Origin of the sequence: Helicobacter zhangjianzhongii (assembly GCF_030249855.1) — a bacterium.
GTDB lineage: Bacteria > Campylobacterota > Campylobacteria > Campylobacterales > Helicobacteraceae > Helicobacter_B > Helicobacter_B zhangjianzhongii.
Genome location: NZ_JANURN010000003.1, coordinates 246,189 through 268,226, shown reverse-complemented (window position 1 = coordinate 268,226; position 22,038 = coordinate 246,189). Strand labels below are relative to the sequence as shown.

Annotated in this window: 12 protein-coding genes; 7 read left to right on the top strand and 5 right to left on the bottom strand. The window is 39.0% G+C overall.

The features are described from left to right. Nucleotides 1–211 precede the first annotated feature (211 nt). From NYG90_RS04705 to NYG90_RS04675, 7 genes are read left to right on the top strand one after another with little or no spacing between them, the layout of a single operon-like run. Complete coding sequence (locus NYG90_RS04705; protein ID WP_285257719.1) at nt 212–1,777, top strand: AAA family ATPase; 1,566 nt, start codon at nt 212–214, stop codon at nt 1,775–1,777. A gap of 27 nt (nt 1,778–1,804) precedes the next feature. Continuing rightward, complete coding sequence (locus tag NYG90_RS04700; RefSeq protein WP_285257718.1) at nt 1,805–5,044, top strand: AAA domain-containing protein; 3,240 nt, start codon at nt 1,805–1,807, stop codon at nt 5,042–5,044. Then, nucleotides 5,041–6,063: a hypothetical protein gene (locus tag NYG90_RS04695; RefSeq protein ID WP_285257717.1), complete on the top strand. Its 1,023-nt coding sequence runs from the start codon at nt 5,041–5,043 to the stop codon at nt 6,061–6,063. The genes NYG90_RS04700 and NYG90_RS04695 overlap by 4 nt, the downstream gene beginning before the upstream one ends. Further along, entirely contained in the window at nt 6,063–8,222 is a 2,160-nt protein-coding gene (locus tag NYG90_RS04690) for a coiled-coil domain-containing protein (RefSeq protein ID WP_285257716.1), read from the top strand. Before NYG90_RS04695 ends, NYG90_RS04690 begins: the two co-directional genes overlap by 1 nt. 2 nt (nt 8,223–8,224) lie before the next feature. Next, on the top strand, nt 8,225–8,428 hold the full coding sequence (locus NYG90_RS04685) for a DUF2997 domain-containing protein (RefSeq protein WP_285257715.1): 204 nt from the start codon (nt 8,225–8,227) through the stop codon (nt 8,426–8,428). Next, complete coding sequence (locus NYG90_RS04680) at nt 8,425–8,847, top strand: hypothetical protein (RefSeq protein ID WP_285257714.1); 423 nt, start codon at nt 8,425–8,427, stop codon at nt 8,845–8,847. Before NYG90_RS04685 ends, NYG90_RS04680 begins: the two co-directional genes overlap by 4 nt. 7 nt (nt 8,848–8,854) lie before the next feature. Continuing rightward, nucleotides 8,855–9,436, top strand: coding sequence for a 4Fe-4S single cluster domain-containing protein (locus tag NYG90_RS04675; protein ID WP_285257713.1), 582 nt, complete (start codon nt 8,855–8,857; stop codon nt 9,434–9,436). Nucleotides 9,437–9,446: 10 nt separating this feature from the next. Here the strand turns inward: NYG90_RS04675 and NYG90_RS04670 are convergent, their stop codons facing one another. The 5 genes from NYG90_RS04670 to NYG90_RS04650 form a co-directional block, all read right to left on the bottom strand. Beyond that, nucleotides 9,447–10,247 carry a purine nucleoside phosphorylase YfiH/LACC1 family protein gene (locus NYG90_RS04670; RefSeq protein ID WP_285257712.1) on the bottom strand — a complete coding sequence of 267 codons (801 nt, stop codon included), beginning with the start codon at nt 10,245–10,247 and terminating at the stop codon, nt 9,447–9,449. A 9-nt stretch (nt 10,248–10,256) separates the two neighbouring features. Further along, nucleotides 10,257–12,335, bottom strand: coding sequence for an elongation factor G (gene fusA, locus NYG90_RS04665; protein ID WP_285257710.1), 2,079 nt, complete (start codon nt 12,333–12,335; stop codon nt 10,257–10,259). Nucleotides 12,336–12,349: 14 nt separating this feature from the next. After that, nucleotides 12,350–12,817 (bottom strand): 30S ribosomal protein S7, encoded by a 468-nt coding sequence (gene rpsG / locus NYG90_RS04660; RefSeq protein ID WP_115012235.1) that lies wholly within the window; start codon nt 12,815–12,817, stop codon nt 12,350–12,352. A 10-nt stretch (nt 12,818–12,827) separates the two neighbouring features. Further along, nucleotides 12,828–13,217, bottom strand: coding sequence for a 30S ribosomal protein S12 (gene rpsL, locus NYG90_RS04655; RefSeq protein WP_285257709.1), 390 nt, complete (start codon nt 13,215–13,217; stop codon nt 12,828–12,830). A gap of 73 nt (nt 13,218–13,290) precedes the next feature. After that, the gene (locus tag NYG90_RS04650; protein WP_285264757.1) at nt 13,291–21,948 is read right to left on the bottom strand and encodes a DNA-directed RNA polymerase subunit beta/beta'; all 8,658 of its coding nucleotides are present in this window, start codon (nt 21,946–21,948) and stop codon (nt 13,291–13,293) included. Nucleotides 21,949–22,038 lie beyond the last annotated feature (90 nt).

Here is a 22,038-nt window from a genome sequence, read left to right as displayed (position 1 = left end):
GGTGTGGGAATGTAGGTCGATGCAGGGATAAGGGAGATTCTTCTTTTGACTTCTTGTGTTTTACTTATTGTTTTTGCTTAGTGTTAGGATAGCTCTTATTACTCATTATATTTTTAGTTTGTTGGTGCATTTCTATAAATGTTTTTGCTAGATTAAGGATATATATATATATATATACTATTAGAATTTCATATTACAAGGGAGCTTGGCTATGTGCTGTGAAGAAGAGATAGGAGAAATGCTAGATTCTATCAATATTATCCAAATGGTGAGTTTTGAATGGGAAAGGATTGATGCTATATCAGCAAAGGTAGCACACAAGGCAGGGAAAAGTTTGTATAAATGGAATGTAGCTCAAGGCTTATCTCGCTTTGATAATGAAAATAAAATATTTGGATCTTTTGATGAAAAAGATGCGAGTGAAGTTTTAGAGTGGTTTCAAAGTAATGATGCAAAAAATAGTATCGTAATCTTAGAAGATTTTTATCCATTGTTTGATGAGAATCCACAAAATATTAGAATCTTTAGAAATATCGCAAGGGGACCAAAGGATAGGACACTTATCTTATCGCAACCATTTCAAAGAATCCCACAAGAGCTAGATAAAGATGTGCATACTATCACGCTTGATTTATCAAGTAAGGCTGATTTAGAAGTAATCTTTCGCCAATGCGTTGAAGATGCTAAATATGGATCGCAAAAACTAGATGAAAACCTAAAAGATAGACTTATAGAATCTGCCTTAGGACTTACCATTATGGAGGCTAGAAAAGTCTTTACAATGGCTATCAAGCGGACAAATGGAAAACTTGGAGAAGATGAGATTAGGCTAATTGTTAGCGAAAAAGAGCATATTATAAAAAATAGCGGATTTTTAGAATACTATCATCATAAAGAGGGGCTTAGTGATGTTGGTGGCTTGGATAATCTTAAAATTTGGCTTACAAAAAGAGGTAGAGCATTTTATAAAGAAGCAAAGGAGTATGGGCTAGAGATTCCAAAAGGAGTATTACTTTTAGGGATTCCTGGGACTGGTAAGAGTTTAAGTGCTAAGGCGATAGGAAGTGAGTGGAAATTCCCCATTATAAAGCTTGATATGGGCAGAATCTTTGGTGGTATTGTGGGTGAGAGTGAGAGCAATATCCGCAAGGCATTGCAGATTACAGAAGCGATTGCGCCTTCAATTTTGTGGATTGATGAGATTGAAAAGGGCTTTTCTGGCTTATCTAGCTCTGGTTCTACTGATGGTGGCACGACTTCAAGGGTGCTTGGCACTTTTCTATCATGGATGCAAGATAAGAGCAAGCCTGTATTTGTCGTAGCAACTGCAAATGATATTAGCAAACTCCCACCTGAACTTTTGCGTAAAGGTAGGATTGATGAGATTTTCTTTGTAGATTTGCCGAGCTTTAATGCGAGAAAAGAGATTATAAAAATACATTTACAACGATTAAAAAGAAATCCAAGTGATTTTGACTTAGATGTTTTATCACAAGCTTGTATGGGCTTTTCTGGTGCAGAGATTGAGGAGTGTATCAAGGACGCGCTTTTTAATGCCTTTGATGATGGTGTGGAGATAGGGGATAGCCACATTCTAGATTCTGCTAAAAAGACCTATCCGCTATCAAAGACTATGAGTGAGAGTATTGCCTCTATGCGTAAATGGGCTAAGGCTAGGGCTGTTTATGCCTCTAGTGAAGAGTTTGATGGTGAGCTGAAAAATGATAAAGATGTCCCACAATTAAAGCAAGAGATAACCGCTAATCCATTTATGTAAGACTATTTTAATGCTTAAAGGGGTTGTATGCAGCATTATTATCGTGCCTTTTCACAAAATGCAGATGAGGCAAAGAGAAAAAGAGAATGTATAGAAAAAGAGATATTGCCATTTAGCCAATATATAAAGACTGCCATTACTACACTAGAAAAGAAAGAAGTAAAGGCTAGATGGGAAAGAGTCGAAACAGAGTTTAATGCGAGTTTAGAGATAAATGGGTATTTTTATGAATATAAGCCTTTAAGCCAAATACGCTTAAAAGATGAGATTTACACTCGTTTAGATTCTATGCTATTTTTAGAGAATCTCCCACAACATAGAGATTATGATGAAAAGCTGTTTATTGCTTTAGACAATGATGAAAAAGTAATAATACACCTAAAAGCTGGCGATATAGCACAAGGCAAATGGGCGTTGTATGCGCTTTGCAATCTTGCAGGTGAGAGTGGGGCTGGAATGCAAGATAGCGAGAGGCTAGATTCTAGCGATAGAGGGTTTATTTGCTTGGATTCTTTAGGGCTAAATGATAGGGATAGGCAAAAGCTAGCAAGCAATACGATTAAAAAAATATCGTGGAGTGGTGATGATATACAAGCTAAAAAGCTTGCAGTGTGGCTTGGTAGCGGAGAGGTGGATTTAGATTCTAAACAAGTATTCATAAAAGATATAAAAAAGCTAGGTGATAAAGCAAGATTGTATGATAAGAATGGAATATCCTATACTCTAAGAAAGATTGAAGATAAAGGGTGTCATATCAAGCTGCTAAAAGATGATAGTGAAAAAGAAGATGAAGATGAGATAGAATCGCCTTTGCGTTTCTTTTTGGATTCTAAAGTTGTAGCACATTTAGATGGACATAAAAAGCCACAAGAATGCGAAGTGAGAGTTGTGGATAGAGATGAGTTTATCATTGAGTTGCGATATAAAAACAGACCAATACTTCCGAGGCAAGATTCTATACTAAAGACAAAGCCAAAACCCCATACACTTAAATGTCAAAAAAATGCTATACAAAACCTTAGAGAAATGCCACTATCCCAAAGCCATACACTCTTAGATCTTTTTGCTTCAAGGAAAAAAGATAAAATAAATTGGCTAACACAAGATTCTAAAACAACAAATATTACAGAATGGGAAGTGCTAACAGATGAGAATAGAAAGGGTGCTGACATTCAGCGAAAGTTCATACAACAAGCACTCAATACAACAGACTTTGCCCTGCTGGAGGGACCTCCGGGCAGTGGCAAAACTACGACTATTTTAGAGCTTATCGCGCAAATTATCAAACAAAATAAAAGAGTGCTGCTGTGTGGCTCAACACATATCGCAATAGACAATGTGCTAGAGAGATTAAAAGAGAAAAATCTCATAGAAAAGCTCAATATATTCCCCATAAGAGTAGGAAGGGAAGGGGCTTTGAGTGAAGAGGTAAAGGAATTTAGACTCGGTGATTTTGGTAGAAATTATGAAGGTTCATTGCTTGAAAAGTATAGCGTTTATGATGATATAGAAAAAGATTCTAACGATGAAAACAATCAAGGCAAAATTGGCTTAAAATTCTTTATGCAGTGCGCTAATCTCGTATGTGGCACAACAATTGGGATTTTGAAATACCCTGGCTTTGAACAAAATAGAAAAGGCAACAAAAAGCATCAAAAATTTATAAAACCAATAATGCCTGACTTTGATTATTTAATCATTGATGAGTCTTCAAAAACGACTTTTCAAGAGTTTCTAGTCCCAGCAATGTATGCGAAAAAGTGGATTATCGTAGGTGATACAAGGCAACTTAGTCCATTTGTAGATAGAGATGAGCTAGAGAATAATATCAGCAATCTTGCTTTGGGATACAATAAAAGCAATAAAAGCTTCGACTCTTTAGAACCTAGCTATCAACAATCTTGCTTCTTGCTTTATTTATTAGCAAAAATCTATAAAGATAATGGCTTTAATATAAAAATTGCTATGGGCGTATCAAGTAGGATTCTAGAGATTATACAGAAAGAAATTACAATAAGAAGAGAGAAAAAAAGAGATACTTTTGGTGTGCTAAATTCTAAATTAGAAGTTGGCTACATTGAAGACTTACAAACTTCTTCATATTTTGACAATCTCAGCAAACATTGGATTTTTTATGATGAAAATCTAGTAGAAAAAGATTTGCTACACAGTCCATTAAAAAGCCTTATCCCAAGCGATTTTATAGACTTTAGCAATCTTTCTTTATTGTATCAATATCAATACAGACATAAAAATACGAAGTTAATGTTTGATAGTAGAGATAGAGATTTAGAATCTTTTCTTAAAGCGATTAAGGAGTATAGACAAGAGAGAAGCTTTGCTAGTGAGATTGCTTGGCGACTTAGTAGGGAGTTTGAGTTAAGGACCTTTTCAGATTCCAATAAGGCTAAAAATAAAAATCAATCATATACAAAAACAATTGATGAGTTACTCCCAAAAAGTCATAAAGATAGAAACCTTATCCGCAATAAAATCTCAAGTATTGCAAATATTGCCCTGCCTTCAATCTTAGAATCTTTGATTAAAGGTGTGAGCGATAGGCGAAGTGAGAGAGAAGACTCTGCTATCCGCAGTGGCTTTACAAAAGATGAGCTAGAAAAAAGGCATAGCATACTAAGCACACAAGGCAGAATGCACACAGATATTTCACGCTTTCCACGAGAGCAGTTCTATAAAGAAGCGAATGCTTTGCAGGATTTACCAGAATTAGAGCGAGAATGGAGCTACACAAGATATAAAAAGCGAAGTGTATGGATAAATGTAGATGGCAAGAGTTATAGAGGTAGAAATGAAAAAGAAGCAGAGATTCTTATAAAAGAACTTCAAGCCTTTATAGATTTTGCGAGTAAAAATCCACATCCTTTAAATGAAACTTGGAGTATAGCTGTGCTAAGTTTTTATAAGGGACAAACTAGAATCTTAGAATCTAAGCTACAAAAATACACAGGATTAAAGCATAAGAGCACAGACTTTACTAAAGAGTGGAATGGCACAAAGATACAAATGAAGCTTTGCACCGTAGATAAGTTTCAAGGGCAAGAAGCTGATATTGTGTTTCTCTCAATGGTAAATACAGATAAAATTGGCTTTTTAGATAATCCAAACCGCTTAAATGTCGGTATCACAAGAGCAAAATTTCAACTTGTGATAGTGGGAAAATATGATTTTTTTAGGAAATGCAGAGATGATATGCTAAAGCAGTTTGCATTGCACCACAAAGATACACTACATAAAGGGAGTAAATGAAAATAGAATTAAGTCATACAATAACGCTACAAAGTGGCTATGCATTTTTAGAAATTGAAGTGCTGCATAATGCAAGCGATATGGCAGCGTTTTTAGAATCTTTACAGAAAAATGAAGTGCTTTTTGAAGAGCCACTACAAACAAGAGCAAAAAGAGAAATGCAAAATCTTGGCTTTTTAGATTCTAATAATAGCCTTACAAAAGAAGGTAAAAAGCTTATAGAAACTAAGCAAAGATACATAAAAGAATGCGGTAAATACAAAATAGACTTTAGCCTTGATGATGACATTTTTGATAACAGAATCTTTAAGGTAAAAAGGGAAAAAGTAAATGAAGATGAGACAGAATTAGAGCAAATAGATTTTGGTAATGACCCATATTTGCTGCTTGATGATAAAAACAAAAGACTAGATAAAATCATCACAACAACCGCCAAAATACAAAAAAATGGCACTACACAATCTCATATAACCTATCAAAGATTCTATGAAATTGACAGCAAAGGCAATGTGATACAAGACAAAGAAGAGCTAAATGGGATTGCCATTGAAGCAGATGAAAACTTTTTAGACACGCAAAGCTTTATACAAAAATACGAACAAGCCTTAGGTCCTAATTGGGATAAAACAAATCTAGCATATAGAATCGATGAAAATGAATTAAACGAATTTTTGGAGGAACAAGTTATAAAAGATATACGCACATTAATGGCAAATTGCACGGTAAAAGATTTTACATTTAGCAAAATGCCACTCTATCCAAAGGAAGAGAGCGATGCAAAATATATCTTAACTCTTTGCTTATTAAAAGATTTAAGCGAGTCCTATCTCACACAAGATGATTTAGATTCTAAACTAGAATCTTATATTAAACACAAAGGTTTAAGTGAGTTTTTACAAACTGCAAATAAAAAAGAGTATATAAAGGACTTAGAATCTTCACTCAAACAAGAAAAGGATAAAACAGCCTTTTGGCATTATTATGCAATAAATGATTTATTGCCAATGGAGAAAAAATAATGGATACAATAGCAAACAGCCATAGAGAAATCACAAAAGATTATGGGAATAGTGTTATAAAAAATGTATGGGTGGATTCTAGTGAGCCTAAGCAAAAATTAAGCATAGAATCTACGCGGGCAATAAAAGGATCTATGCTAGAGGCTTTGCAAACCGCACAAGATTCTATAATATGCCTTTACACACCATTTTTAGACCCTGAGATTCTAAGGCTTGTGTCAAAAATTGCAGACAACACTAGAATCTATATCTATACAAAAGATCAAAATACACTACAAGAGATTTCACACCACAGCCTTGTGCGTATAGGAGAAAACCTTGCGGGAAGCTTTGTGTTAATACAAAAGAATAAAAACATTCAAGGCTTTTTTAGCACAAAAGATTTTGATATAGAATCTAACCAGCTTTTTTTAGAGCTAGATTCTAATCAATGCAATGATTTTTGGCATTACTTCATCACTTGCTTTTGGAAAGACGCAAAAAAAGAATATATCGCAGGGCAGGAAAAAGAAATAAAAGAAATAAATCAAAAAGACTTTATATCCCCTTTTCAAAATGACTTTGATACAGAGTTTATAACAGATTCTATATCACAAAGAAAAAGCAATGCTCTCATACAACTACAAGAAAATTCACCACTTATAGATTTATTGCAAGATTTTGAAGCGTGTAATTTTCTCTTACAAGACTCTAAAATTTTGAGTGATGAAATTTTAGAAAACAGCACCACAAGCAACTTTGTCATTACAAATATCGGCTTTGATAGCATAGATACAGATATTTTTCTAAGTGATAACAATGCATTGTTGTATCGCTTAAGCCTTAATGACACGCAAAATACAATGTTTAAAAAACTAAGAGAATCCATTGTCATCACAAAGACTTTTGTACACGAAGTAGCCCTAAATGAACTCATAGATAAAACGCTGCATTATTTAGATGGCACAACTGCAAAGGTAGAACAAAGCATAACCCACACAGATTCTATACAATGTGAGGAATTTTTGGATAAAGATGAGCTTGAGAGACAAGACCTGGACTACACACAAATATGGCAGGATAAATATCCACATACTTGTAAGGTTTCATATAGCTTTGATGTTATTCCCTTTTACACACCAGCACATTTTACAAAAGCAAATTTATACAATGAATGGGATAATACACATAAAGCCTTGCATAATGCGATAAATGAAGCATTAAAGGATATAGAAAAAACACAAGAAAAGCAAAAAGAGCTTGAAGGCTTTGGGGCATTGCTAGAAGGTGTCAAGAAATCATTTAAGCAATTTTTCTTAGGCAAAAATACAAATCTAAAAGACATAGCCACAAAGCTAAATGAGATAAAAGATAAAGCTACTCTTGAAACTCTCAATATAGATTCTACACAAAGCTACATAAAAGACTTGCAAGAGTTTGCAAACACCATTAGTGAAAATAGTGGCGAGATAAATTCAAAGCTTGATGAAGCAAAAGAGTATGATAAATGGCAGATAAGCAAAAATGAGCTAGTAGAAAAGATACAAAGATTGCAACAAGATTGCGAAGCGAAGCGAAAAGAGCTAATCAACAAAGAAAAAGAATATAAAGCTAAAGAAGCAAATCTAGATTCTATGCAAGAAGATATACAGAATCTGCACAAGGAGTGCGATAATCTACAAAACGAGCTAAACACGCCACAAGATTCTAAAGATAAAAATACAGATATAGAATCTAGGCTAAGTCAAACCACGCAAACCCTAAATTCTAGAAACAACGCCTATGATACAGAAAAGAAAAACAAAGAAGCTCTAGACAAGCATATAAAAACAGAAAAAGAAAAACTGCAAAAAGATGAAGATAAACTTAAGAGTTTAAATAATGACTTAGAGACTAAATACGAAAAGTTTCACTACGATGAAAAGGATTCTAAAGAATCTGAATCATCTTTGAACTACATGTATGACAAGAAAAGCACAGCAAAGCGTGAAATAAACATACCTATACCAAAAGAAGATTGCCCAAACACAGGTGTATTAAAGGAGGATAAAAATGATAAAAATGAGCGGCTTTTAGAGATTAGCCTTTGGAGTGAAGTAGAGATGGCAAAACAAGAGGCACAAAGGCTTAAAGCAAAACTCAGCATAAGACAACAAGACTCATCACAACAGAAAGGATAAATATGAAAGAAGAGAAAATCATCATAACAATCAATGAAGATGGCAGCCTAGAGTTAAAGAGTGAGGGCATAAAGGGTGAAGCGTGTATGGGCGAGATAGAAGCCCTACTTAGCGAAGATATGGATATAGAAAGCGACAAAAAGACAGATGAATATTATCAAAAAGTTTCACAAACACAGCAAGTTACATTAAGGAGCAAAAAATGAGCAGAAGAGTTACCACAAGGATACCAATTATTGATAGAGAGTGTTTGATAGAAGCATTGAAAGCGAGTAATTGCCAGTATATAGACCAAGGCAATCAAATCATTGCACAAATAGGCTATGGCATAACATACACGCAAAGAGACACGCATTTTAGTGTGAATTATTACAGCGATCATATAGATGAAAGAAGTTTTGTAGAATCTGTAAATACAGCATATTTAAGAATCTATAAAACAAAGCTAGAGAGATTAGAAAAAGAGAGATTAGAGGAAGAAGCAAGGAAAGGAAGAGAAAGACTAGAAGCCTTTAAAGAAGCGCAAAAAGCCCAAATCATTGAAAAAGCCAAGAAGCAGGGCTACAAAGTCAAGGAAGTAAAAAAAGGCGATAAAATTCAGCTTGTATGTGTGCGGTATGCATAGGGCAAATATGCAGCTCTCAAGTCTAAAGGAACACTCACATATCTATGGCTTTGAGCCAAGTTTTGTGATATGGACACAAGGCTGCCCGATCCGCTGCAAAGGTTGCTGGAATACACACACTTGGGATAGTAAAGGCGGTTTTGCTATGGATATAGAATCTATCTTTCATCGCATTAAAGCGCAAAAAGATTCTACAACACTGCCGATACAAGCCGTTACAATTCTAGGGGGTGAGCCTTTCTATCAATATGATGAGTTATATAAACTTGTGTCTTTGATAAAAACGATAGATTTAGGCATTATCGTATATAGTGGTTATGAAAAAAATGAGTTAATAGAAAAGAAAAAGGATTCTATATTTAGCCTTATAGATGTGCTAATTTATGGTAGATATATAGAATCTTTGCGCGATTTAAACCTGCATTTGCGTGGCTCTAGCAATCAGGTCATAGACTTTTTAAGCAAGAGATACAATGAGAGTCTTATTAAAGATGGCAATTATATTGAAATTGATATTGATAACTTTGGCAGACTTGATATTGTGGGCTATATACAAAATCTCCAAGATATAGGTGTGGGAAAAATATAAGAGCATCTGGCTAGTGGCGTAGGCTTGCTAAAATCCCAAAGCGTCCTGTTTGTGCTTGAGCTTTGCTTGCTCTGCGATAGGAGAATAGCCGCTCATCGCACGCTGTGCAAGAATCTAAAATCTCAAGGTGCTTTTTGTCTATCCCTAGGGCATTGCACTCATCTTGTAACATTGCAACGAGATCTAAGGTGGTAGATCCATTGCGTGTGTGTATGTATTTTTCACCAAATGCGCTTGCGATTTGCCTAGCTAGCGATGGGCTGATTTCATAGCAACAGACTCGTATAGATGAGCCGATAAATACATACATATCGCGCGAATCTACTCCCTTTTGCGCTAATGCTTCTACCCCTTTTGTGAGTATCTGGCCGCATACCCCGGCGCGTCCAGCGTGCAAAAGTGCGAAGATATTGTCCTGTGGGCTGTAGATTATAATGGGGTTGCAATCCGCGACCATAATGAGTGCGATATGCGATGGACTAGCACAAATAATCCCATCGGCTTGGATTGTGCCAGCGGCAAGGGAGTGGATTATGTTTGGGTCTGTTGCATCGGCAATGTGTGCGGAGTGGATTTGATCACACCATAAAAGCTGCTTGTTCTCACCAAAATATCGTAGAATGTGTTTGCGATTGGTGGTAACAGACTCGGCTAAATCGCCCGTATGATAAGCGAGATTGCAGCCTGTGAAAGGTGCTTGGCTTACGCCACCAAGGGCGCAAGTTTGGACAAAATCAATGGGAAAATGAGAGAAGATAGGACTTTGTGTGCTTGTATAAAAAATGCTATCTAAAGCATCGCAGTGTCCCATAGCTAGAATTTAGCCATTGCGCTTATCGATAATATCTTTTGCTGTATTGCTTGGGACTTCGCCATAGTGGTCAAATTCCATCGTGTATGTGCCTCGCCCCTGTGTAGCTGACCGCAAATCTGTAGAATAGCCAAACATTTCTGCAAGTGGAACAAAGGCATTGACAATTTTCAGCCCCATTCGATCATCCATAGAGTTGATTTGACCGCGCCTGCGATTAAGGTCGCCAATAACATCGCCCATATACTCTTCTGGCACTTCTACTTCTACTTTCATTAGTGGCTCTAGTAGGACCGCGCTAGCCTTGCGACACGCATCTTTAAACGCCATAGAGCCAGCTATTTTAAACGCCATTTCACTAGAATCCACATCGTGGTAGCTCCCATCATAGAGAGTAACTTTACAATCTACCACCGGATAGCCAGCTAACACACCATTTTGCATAGCTTCTTGAATCCCTTTATCAACTGCTGGGATATATTCCTTGGGGATTACACCACCGCTAATTTCATTGATAAATTCATAGCCGGTTCCAGCTTCTTTTGGCTCAAGTTTGATATGGACATGTCCATATTGTCCGCGCCCACCGGATTGTTTGGCATACTTGCATTCCTGTGTTACACTACCTCGTATTGTCTCTCGATAGGCTACTTGTGGCTGACCAATAGTTGCTTCGACTTTAAACTCTCTTTTCAAGCGATCGACAATGATTTCTAGGTGAAGCTCGCCCATACCACCAATAAGTGTTTGTCCTGTCTCCTCTTGTGTGCTGACACGGAAGCTTGGATCTTCTTCTGCGAGCTTGCCGAGTGCCACTGCCATTTTTTCTTGATCGGCTTTTGTTTTTGGCTCAACGGCGATATGTATAACAGGCTCTGGGAACTCCATACGCTCGAGTATGACAGGGCGTTTTTCATCGCAGAGTGTATCGCCTGTGAGTGTCTCTTTGAGTCCCACAAAGGCACAAATCTCACCCGCATATACTTCTTTAATATCTTCTCGCTTGTTTGAGTGCATTTTGAGCAATCGCCCCACGCGCTCTTTCTTGCCCTTTGTGGAGTTTAGCACATAGCTACCAGACTCAAGCATACCCCGATAGACACGCACAAATGTAAGTTGCCCAACAAATGGATCTGTCATAATTTTGAAAGCAAGCCCAGCGAATTCGCCTTTATTGCTGGATTCTACAAAGATTTCTTCTTCATTTTTTGGATCTATGCCTTTGATATTGGTTACTTCTGTTGGCGCGGGCAAGATATCTACAACAGCATCAAGCAGTGTTTGGACACCTTTATTCTTAAAGCTTGAACCACATAGCATAGGGATTAGGCTCATATTATGGCAGCCAAGTTTGATACCTTGCTTTATTTCTTCTATACTAAGCTCTTCTCCGCCAAGATATTTTTCCATTAGTGCTTCATCTTGCTCCGCGGCTGCTTCTATAAGCTTTTCTCGATAGGCGGCTGCTTTTTCCCGTAAATCAGCAGGAATCTCTTCTATATCGTATTGCGCCCCCATAGTTTCGTCATTCCATACGATAGCTTTCATCTGAATCAAATCAACAACACCCTTGAAATTATCTTCAGCCCCAATGGGAATATTGATTGGGATGGGATTGGCTTTCAAGCGTTCTTTGATTTGATTTTCTACATTGTAGAAATTTGCCCCGATGCGGTCCATTTTATTGACAAACACAAGGCGTGGGACACCATATTTATTTGCTTGTCGCCATACTGTTTCACTCTGTGGTTGCACGCCACCCACAGAGCAAAATACAGCCACAGCTCCATCAAGCACGCGCATAGACCTCTCTACCTCAATGGTAAAATCCACATGTCCGGGGGTGTCGATAAGATTTATTTGATGATCTTTCCAAAAGCAAGTTGTCGCAGCAGAAGTGATTGTGATTCCGCGCTCTTTTTCTTGCTCCATCCAATCCATCGTGGCAGCACCATCATGCACTTCACCGATTTTGTGGCTTACGCCTGTATAAAATAAAATTCTCTCTGATGTTGTTGTTTTACCAGCATCAATATGGGCAGCAATCCCAATGTTTCGAATCTTTTCTAAAGGAGTTTTTCTTGCCATAACAATCCCCTTGACTACCAACGATAATGTGCAAATGCTTTATTGGCTTCTGCCATTTTATGCACATCTTCTTTCTTTTTAAATGCCGCCCCTTTATCGCTAGCTGCATCCATTAGCTCATTTGCCAATCGCTCAACCATTGTGCGCTCATTGCGCTTTCTTGTAGCTTCAAGAATCCAGCGAATACATAGAGACTGCTGGCGAACCGGTCGAACTTCTACTGGGACTTGATAAGTCGCTCCGCCAACACGACGAGAGCGCACTTCGACCAACGGTTTGACACGATCTAAAGCCTTTTCAAATACCTCAATACCTTTTTCACCGCTTTTTTCTTCTATTTTTGCAAATGCCGCATAGATGATTTTTTCTGCAATGCTTTTTTTGCCATCATACATCATTTTGTTGATGAATTTTGTAACAACTTTGTTGTCATATATTGGATCGCCTAAAATCTCTCTACTAGGAGCTCTTCTTCTTCTCATTATTTATCCTTTATTTCTTATCGCCACTGGCTTTTGCTTTTTTAGCACCATATTTACTGCGAGATACGCTTCTTTTGGCAACTCCAGCTGTATCAAGCGCACCGCGGACAATATGATACTTAACACCCGGTAAATCTTTTACCCTTCCACCTCGCACAAGGACAATAGAGTGTTCCTGTAAGTTGTGCCCTTCACCTGGGATATAGCTAATGACCTCAAACCTGCTAGTTAAACGCACTTTGGCTACCTTGCGCAAGGCAGAGTTCGGCTTTTTGGGAGTTGTTGTATAAACTCTTGTGCATACACCCCTTCTTTGTGGGCATTCCAGCAAGGCTGGGGACTTGGTTTTCTTGATGACCTTTTTTCGCTCTTTGCGAACAAGTTGATTGATGGTTGGCAATGTATTTCCTTAATTTGGGATTGAGATTAAACGCGCGATTCTACACTATTTAATCTTTTATTTCTCTTAGATTCTAGGAATCTAAGTCCTTAGTTTTGACAACAAAATTTCTGTCTTTGTATAGCCCTGTCCCGACTGGAATCATTCTCCCTAGGACAACATTTTCTTTTAAATCTTCTAGAAAATCCTTTTTGGCTGCAATACTGGCTTCTGTTAGAACTTTTGTCGTTTCTTGGAATGAAGCTGCCGAAATGATCGAATCACTACTAATTGCAGCGCGTGTAATACCCAGCAACACAAGCTCTGCAATAGCTGGCTCTCCACCAAGTCTCATAATGCGCTCATTTTCCTCCTTAAAGTGTCGCTTGCTGACAAGATCATTTTCAATAAAGCGAGTATTTCCGGGATCGATGATTCGCACTTGGCGCAACATTTGTGAGACAATAACCTCAATATGTTTATCCGCAATATTTACCCCTTGACCGCGATAGACTTGCTGCACTTCATTGACAATAAAATGTAGCAATTCTTTCTCGCCACCAATGCGCAAAATATCGTGGCTTGATGTGATTCCATCGGTTAAAGCCTCTCCAGCATGGACAAACTCATCTTTATGCACAAGGATACCCTTGCCCTTATCTACAAGATATTCGCTCACTCTCCCATCTTGCGCAGTGATTATAATACGCTCTTTATTGCGTATGGATTTTCCAAAGCTAACGACCCCATCAATATCGGACAATATGGCGGAATCTTTCGGCTTGCGAGCTTCAAATAGCTCTGATACGCGAGGAAGACCCCCTGTAATATCTCTTGATTTTGCTACAGCTTTTGGGGTTTTGGCTAATTCATCGGCTTTGGCTACTTTAACACCTTCAACAACTTCTGGTGCGATGGTTGTGTTAGGCTCAAGGGCATAGCGTCTAACATCTTTGCCACTTTTGATAATCAAACTTGGCTTAAAGCCTGATGGTATATAGTCGTTGATTTTGAGTTTTTTCTTGCCATCAGTTTTGTCTTCTTGCTCTGTTGCTGTGAGTCCTAGCACAATGTCTTCAAACGACACAACCCCATCAATATCGCTGATGGTAATTGTATTGTAAGAATCCCAAGTGGCAATGAGATTGTTTGTATCTTTTGCAGGCTCTGCGATAAGTGTATTTGTATCGACCTGACTATTATCATCGACTAAAATCTTAGAATTCCTAGCAATATAGTGCCGAGTCGCCTCCCTATCGTATTGGTCTGCAATTACGGCAAAAATACCTTTTTCTTCAATGATGTCGCCTTTTTTGAAGTCGTGCATACGCTCTAAATGATCACCTTGTAGTAGGTAGTATTTGACTACACCTTTTTCTTTAGAGTAGATCTTTTGGCAAATGGGTGCATTATCTTGGGCGATGATTTCACTTGCGTATGGGATACGATTGGGCACATTCCAGCCATCTTTGACAATATCGACAATGCTACCACCCTTGGCGACTTTATATCCGCTTTCGTGTGCTATATACAGCTTGCCCTCTAGTCTGCCACTTACGCCAGCTAATTCATTTGGCTTGGCTACATCGCTTTTGCGCACGCTGTATTTTTTCTCTTGTTTGCCGTTTTTGACAATTATTGTAATCTCATCGTGCGCTGTCTCTATATGCAATGTTCCATCAAAAGGAGCTTTAATTTTTGGTTCTACTACAAGCACAGCCGCATTTCTTCGATTGACAACAATATTTTTGCCTTCTTTGTTTTTGTAGGTTTTGATATTGTAATAACGAATAAAGCCCTCTTTCTCGGCTCGAATTTCTTTTTCTTCTTGTGTTCTGCTGGCAGTCCCACCAACATGGAATGTGCGCAGTGTAAGCTGAGTGCCGGGTTCACCGATGGATTGTGCTGCAATGACCCCTACTGCTTCTCCCGGGCGCACCATTTTGCCTTCTCCAAGATTGATTCCATAGCACTTAGCACATACACCCTTAGGCGCCTTACAAGTAACAGAATTTCGTATTACAACAGATTTTACATTGGCTTCAACTATGCGCCTTGCAGCCTTTTCATCAATTAGAGTTTCTGCACTAAAGAGCACTTCATTAGTGATTGGGTCGATAACATCAGCAGCAAGCACGCGCCCAAACACTCTTTCTTCTAAAGATTCTAACAACTCCGATCCATCGATAATGTCGCTTATTTCAAATCCTTCGTGTGTGCCACAATCTTCCATAGAGATTTTGACATTTTGACTTACATCAATAAGTTTTCTTGTCAAGTATCCCGCATTAGCAGTTTTAAGAGCCGTATCCGCAAGACCTTTTCGCGCTCCGTGGGTGGAGTTGAAGTATTCTAGGATATTTAATCCTTCCTTGAAGTTTGACACAATGGGTGTCTCGATGATTGTGCCATCTGGCTTTGCCATAAGACCACGCATAGCTGAGAGCTGTCGTATTTGTGCAGCACTACCTCTAGCTCCAGAATCCGCCATCATATAGATAGAGTTAAATCCATCTTTATCTTGCGCGATGATTGTGCTCATTTTTTCCCCAAGCTGCTTGCTAGCCTCTGTCCAATAGTCGATTGTTTTGTTGTAGCGTTCAGCTTCAGTCATTGCCCCGTGCTCAAAGTCATCTTGTAGCTTACGCACCTTTTCTCGAGCTTGTGAGATGATTTCATCTTTGTCTTCCGGAATAATAATATCAGCCGCAGAAATAGAAATCCCTGCCTTGGTAGCGTAAGTAAAGCCTAGATTTTTTAGGTCATCTAAGAAAGCTGCAGTGATGCCTGTGCCAGCTTCTTTATATACATAATCAACAAGCACGCCAATATCTTTCTTTTTCAAGACCTTATTCCACAAGTCAGTAGGCACAAAATCTGGTAATATGGCGCGCAAGATCATTCTGCCTGCTGTGGTTGTTACAGGGTAGCGATTGATGACAGTTTGGATTTTGGCATTGATATCAAGTTCGCCTGCATCAATGGCGATCATAATTTGATTGATATCACCAAATAGCTTATGCTCGCCTTTTACGCCTTTTTTCTCTAGGGAGAGATAGTAGAGACCTAGCACCATATCTTGGCTAGGCACTGCCACTGCCTTACCGCTTGCTGGTAGAAGGATATTCATAGAGCTTAGCATTAGCACTTTGCATTCTGTGATGGCTTCTTGACTTAGTGGCACATGCACCGCCATTTGATCCCCATCGAAATCCGCGTTAAACGCTGAGCACACCAATGGGTGTAGCTGGATAGCTTTGCCATCAATTAGCTTAGGATGGAAAGCTTGGATCGACTGTTTGTGTAAGGTTGGAGCGCGATTGAGCAATACAGGATAGCCATCAACGATTTCTTGCAAGCATTCCCACACTTCATTTGTCTTTTGCTCAATCATTTTTTTGGCTTGTTTTAGTGTGCTTGCATAGCCCTTTTCTTCAAGTCGTGCAAGTAAGTGGGGTTTAAATAGCTCAAGTGCCATATTTTTTGGTAAGCCACACTGATCCATTCGTAGATTTGGTCCCACGACAATAACGCTTCGCCCAGAGAAATCTACGCGTTTTCCAAGTAGATTCTGGCGGAATCTTCCTTGCTTACCTTTGATGATTTCCGAGAGTGATTTGAGCGGGCGTTTATTTGCGCCTTTTACTGCATTGGCGTTGCGTCCATTATCAAAGAGTGCATCGACTGCTTCTTGAAGCATACGCTTTTCATTGCGCACAATAATTTCTGGGGCATCAAGCTCCATAAGACGCTTCAAGCGCTGGTTGCGGTTGATGACGCGGCGATATAGGTCATTTACATCACTTACAGCAAACTTACCGCCATCAAGGGCGACAAGAGGGCGTAAATCTGGCGGTAATACAGGAAGCACAGTAAGCATCATCCATTCTGGGCGATTGCCAGAGTTCATAAAGCTTTCAACAACCTTTAGCCTCTTGACAATGATCTTTTTCTTTGCTTCAGAATTTGTAGATTTTATCTCTTCGCGTAGTGATGTGAGCAGTGTTGCAAGATCTAGCTGCTCTAAAAGCTCTTTGACTGCTTCGCCACCCATTTGAGCGACAAAGCCCTTATCACCAAAACGCTGATAAATATTCTGATATTGCTCTTCATTAAGCACATCATATTTCATTACTGGCTTGGTGGATTCATTGTCATAGAATGCCTCTCCAGGCTCCTTAACAATATATGCTTCATAATACAGCACGCGCTCCAAATCTTTCATCTTGACACCAAGTAGTGTGCCGATGCGACTTGGGAGAGAATTTACATACCAAATATGTGCCACAGGTGTTACTAGCTCGATATGCCCCATTCTTGATCTTCGAACTTTTGAGCTAGTAACTTCGACACCACATTTTTCGCATACCATACCTTTGTAGCGAGGTTTTTTATATTTGCCGCATAGACATTCATAGTCTCTCACAGGTCCAAAGATTTTGGTGCAAAACAATCCATCGCGCTCTGGCTTGAGTGTGCGATAATTGATTGTCTCTGGTTTTTTCACTTCGCCACGACTCCAAGAGCGTATTTTCTCCGGGCTCGCTAACACAAGCTGAAATGAGCTAAAGTCTTTTGGGCGATTGTCCTCTTTGATTTCTAGTGCTTTGGGATTACCGTTTTCATCAAGAGTATTGTCAAACACATTGGCATCAAGTGCAAGGGCTTGCAATTCTTTAATAAGGACATAAAATGTCTCTGGGATTTCAGATTCTCCAACAGGCTCGCCTTTGGTAATTGAGCGATAGGCATTTTCTCGTCCTACAATATCATCGGATTTGAGCGTAAGCATTTCTTTGAGTGTGTGGGCTGCGCCATAAGCTTCTAGAGCCCAAACTTCCATTTCCCCAAATCTTTGCCCACCAAATAGAGCCTTCCCACCAACTGGCTGTTGAGTAATAATGCTATAAGGACCGGTGCTACGCGCATGGACTTTTTCATCAACAAGATGGTGAAGCTTAAGCATATACATATAGCCGATATTGACTTTTTCACGGATTTTTTCACCTGTCCTTCCATCATATAGCTCAACTTTGCCATCCATATCGATTTTTGCCGCCTCAAAGAGCTTGTTGAATTTCTCTTGTGAAATACCCTCGAATACAGGGATGGCAAATTTTACCCCCTTGCTCCAATCTCTTGCATAATCTAGAAGCTCACTATCCTTGCAGTCTTTGATAAACTGCACCATAGCAGAATCTTTCTCATTGGTAAGCTCTGCTATGTCGATCATTTTTTGGCGAAGCTGCTGCACAAAGTCGGCTGATTGACTCTCAAGAATAGTATTTAGCTGATTGCCTAGATTTTTCCCTACAAGTCCTAAATGCACCTCTAGAATCTGACCAATATTCATACGGCTAGGCACACCAAGTGGATTTAAGACAATATCTATAGGCTCGCCATCAGCAGTATAGGGCATATCAACTGCTGGGACAATAGTGCTAACAATACCTTTGTTTCCGTGTCTTCCAGCCATCTTGTCGCCCACCTTGAGTTTGCGCTTTGTGGCGATATAGATTTTCACTTGTTTAACGACCCCACTTGGTAGAATATCATCTTTTTCAAGGATTGATAGCTTTTCTTCGTGCTCTTCTCCTAGTGTTTTTTTCTGCTCAAGAAAATTAACTTTGATTTTTTCGTATTTGCTTTGCACGCTTTTTTCATAACTTTTAATAAGCGTATTGAGAGCAAAGCGATTTATCTTAGCAATTTCTGATTTAGGAACTTTCTGCCCCTTTTTGTATTTTTTGTCGTTAATAGTTGCATCCGCGCTTAATGCCTGTTTAGATAGCATACTACCCACTCGAAGCAATTCTTCTTTATTGAGCATTGTAAGGCGGTCGTGGTGCTCAATGTCTAATACAGATTTTTCTTGCTCATAGGCACTGATAGCTCTCGCATCTTTTTCATAGCCCTTTTTGGTAAAGATTTTGACATCAATAACCGTGCCTTCTAGTGATGGCGGACAATAGAGAGATTTATTGACAACATGTCCGGCTTTTTCCCCAAAAATAGCGCGCAATAGTCGTTCTTCCGGACTTGGCTTAACTTCGCCCTTAGGGGTAACTTTGCCAACAAGAATCATACCTGCCGTAACATAAGTCCCAATTTTTACAATCCCACTTTCATCAAGATGGGCAATCTCTTCTTCATGCACCCCCGGTATGTCAGCAGTAATTTCTTCAATGCCGTGTTTTAGCTCCCTGGCTTCCACTTCTTTTTCATAAATATGCACAGATGTGAATGCATCTTCTTTGATAAGGCGTTCGCTGACAACAATAGCATCTTCGAAGTTATAGCCATTCCACGGCATAAATGCTACGCGAATGTTTTTTCCCAATGCCAACTCACCTTGATCCATACTTGCACCATCAGCGATGATCTGTCCCGCTTCCACAACATCGCCTTGCTTGACAATAGGGCGCTGGGCAAAGCAGGTATTTTGGTTGGTGCGCAGGTTTTTCTGCAGAGAATAGCCATCAATATATGCACCATTGGCATCTTCGCCTAGAATGTAAATGTTTTTTGCATCGATTTTTTCAACGACACCACCACGAGTCGCCTTAACTGCCTCCCAAGAATCTCTAGCGATGATTTGTTCAATCCCTGTCCCCACAAGTGGTGCATCGGGTCTAAGAAGTGGCACTGCTTGACGCTGCATATTTGATCCCATAAGTGCGCGGTTAGCATCATCGTGCTCTAGAAAAGGAATTAAGCTTGCTGCAACACCAACGAGCATTCGCGGACTTAGATCGATAAATTCCACTTCTTCTGATTTTCGTAGAGCTATTTCTCCGCCACAGCGCGTCTCAATGAGCGTGTCAGCGATGTTGTTGTTAGAATCCAGTTTAGTGCTAGCTGGAGCGATAATCTTACCATCTTCTTGTGTTGCGGTAAGATAGACAATCTCATCAGTAACTTTTCCATCAACTACCCTGCGATAAGGAGCTTCAATGAAGCCCAGATCATTAACAAGCGTAAAAGTGGCAATAGTATTGATAAGCCCAATATTTTGCCCTTCTGGTGTTTCGATAGGACAGATTCTGCCATAATGTGTAGGATGCACATCGCGTGCTTCAAAGCCAACTCGCTCTTTTACTAGCCCACCTTCGCCAAGTGCGGATAGTCTGCGTTTATGCGTAATTTCAGAGAGAGGATTGGTTTGATCCATAAACTGTGAAAGTTGCCCACCTGTGAAGAACTCCATAATGGTGCTTGTGATCATTTTGGCGTTGATGAGATCGTGGGGCATAACAGAATCAAAGCCACCACTCATTGTGGTAAGTTTATCTTTGATAGCTTTTTGCATTTTTACTAAGCCAGCGTGTAGTTCATTTGCCAATAACTCACCAATGGCTCGAATCCTGCGGTTGCCGAGATTGTCGCGATCATCAATCTTACCACTACCATTGCGGACTTTCATAAGATAGCGTGTTGTTTCTATGATGTCTTCGTGCGTAAGGACAGTGATGTAATTTGGGACTTGTAATTCTAATTTGTGATTCATCTTCATCCGACCAACGCGTGTTAGATCATAGGATTCTGCATCAAAAAATAATCTACGAACAAATTGTTTAGCAACTTCTTTTGTAACAGGCTCCCCTGGTCGCATAACTTTGTAGATACGAATAGCGGCAAGGTCGTTTTCATCATCGATTTTTTCTGTTTGTTTAAGAAGTTTTAAAGACTCTGTTTCGGTGATAAAAGAATTGATAATTGATGCATCAAGCCCATTTGCCAAATCATTAATGATAATAATTTCTTTAACCTTTAGCTCGCCAAGTTTTTTGATCTTGGCATCATCAAGCTGGGTTAGTGTATCAAAGACTACTTCCCCACTTTTCTTGTCTATAATGGGGTCAAATAAATATCTATTTGACAAGGTCTCTATGGGGTATTCTATCCAGTCAAGTCCATTGTCTTGAAGCTCTTTAGCTTTTCTAGCACTGAGACGTTTGCCAGATGCTACAACAACTTCGCCTTTAATGTCTTTAATGTCAAATTCTACTCTACCTTCAAAATCTGATGGGTTAAATTTAATCAGGAACTTACCTTTTTCCACTCTAATTTTAAGAAGAGGATAAAACATCTTTAAAATATCTATCTTGCTATATCCAAGTGCTCTAAAAAATATTGTCGCTGGGACTTTTCTTCGTTTATTGATGCGAACATAAAGCGTATCTTTAGAATCATATTCAAAATACAGCCAAGAGCCACGATCGGGAATAATTTGTCCCATATAGGTCGGCTTGCTGGCTGTGCTGTTGGATTCATCTTGTTTGAATATTACACCCGGACTCCTATGTAGCTGATTTACCACAACACGCTCTACGCCATTGATGATAAAAGAGATTCGATCAGTCATTAGAGGGATTTCGCGGATAAAAATGCTTTGTTCTTTAATATCTTTTGGGGCTAGTTTCTCACCTTTTTCATCTTTTTCCCATTGGATAAGTTGGACCTTTATCTTAAGGGGTATTGCGTAGGTTATCCCACGCTCCATTGCTTCTCTAATGGTATATTTTGGCTTGCCATATTCACACCCAACATACTCAAGGGTAATGCGATTTTGAACATCTTGGACAGGAAATATTGATTTAAATACTTTTTCAATCCCACTCTCTTTTCCATCTTTTGCATATAAGAAAGAATCGTAGCTGTCTCTTTGTAGAAGTAAAAGATTTGGGACTTCTAATCCTCGTTGTTGGGAAAAATCAATACGAAGTCTATTTTTAATTTCTTTTTTAGCCATAGGTAATCCTTAATGAGAGATGGTAGAGATAGCTCTCTATGAGAATGTAGGTTATATACTCTCATAGAGAGCTATAAATGCAAATAGCCC

Coding starts and splice junctions, on each gene's coding strand:
- NYG90_RS04690 (WP_285257716.1), top strand. CDS start 6,063: ATGGATACAATAGCAAACAGCCATAGAGAAATCACAAAAGATTATGGG.
- NYG90_RS04650 (WP_285264757.1), bottom strand. CDS start 21,948: ATGGCTAAAAAAGAAATTAAAAATAGACTTCGTATTGATTTTTCCCAA.
- NYG90_RS04705 (WP_285257719.1), top strand. CDS start 212: ATGTGCTGTGAAGAAGAGATAGGAGAAATGCTAGATTCTATCAATATT.
- NYG90_RS04685 (WP_285257715.1), top strand. CDS start 8,225: ATGAAAGAAGAGAAAATCATCATAACAATCAATGAAGATGGCAGCCTA.
- fusA (WP_285257710.1), bottom strand. CDS start 12,335: ATGGCAAGAAAAACTCCTTTAGAAAAGATTCGAAACATTGGGATTGCT.
- NYG90_RS04695 (WP_285257717.1), top strand. CDS start 5,041: ATGAAAATAGAATTAAGTCATACAATAACGCTACAAAGTGGCTATGCA.
- NYG90_RS04675 (WP_285257713.1), top strand. CDS start 8,855: ATGCAGCTCTCAAGTCTAAAGGAACACTCACATATCTATGGCTTTGAG.
- NYG90_RS04700 (WP_285257718.1), top strand. CDS start 1,805: ATGCAGCATTATTATCGTGCCTTTTCACAAAATGCAGATGAGGCAAAG.
- NYG90_RS04680 (WP_285257714.1), top strand. CDS start 8,425: ATGAGCAGAAGAGTTACCACAAGGATACCAATTATTGATAGAGAGTGT.
- rpsG (WP_115012235.1), bottom strand. CDS start 12,817: ATGAGAAGAAGAAGAGCTCCTAGTAGAGAGATTTTAGGCGATCCAATA.
- NYG90_RS04670 (WP_285257712.1), bottom strand. CDS start 10,247: ATGGGACACTGCGATGCTTTAGATAGCATTTTTTATACAAGCACACAA.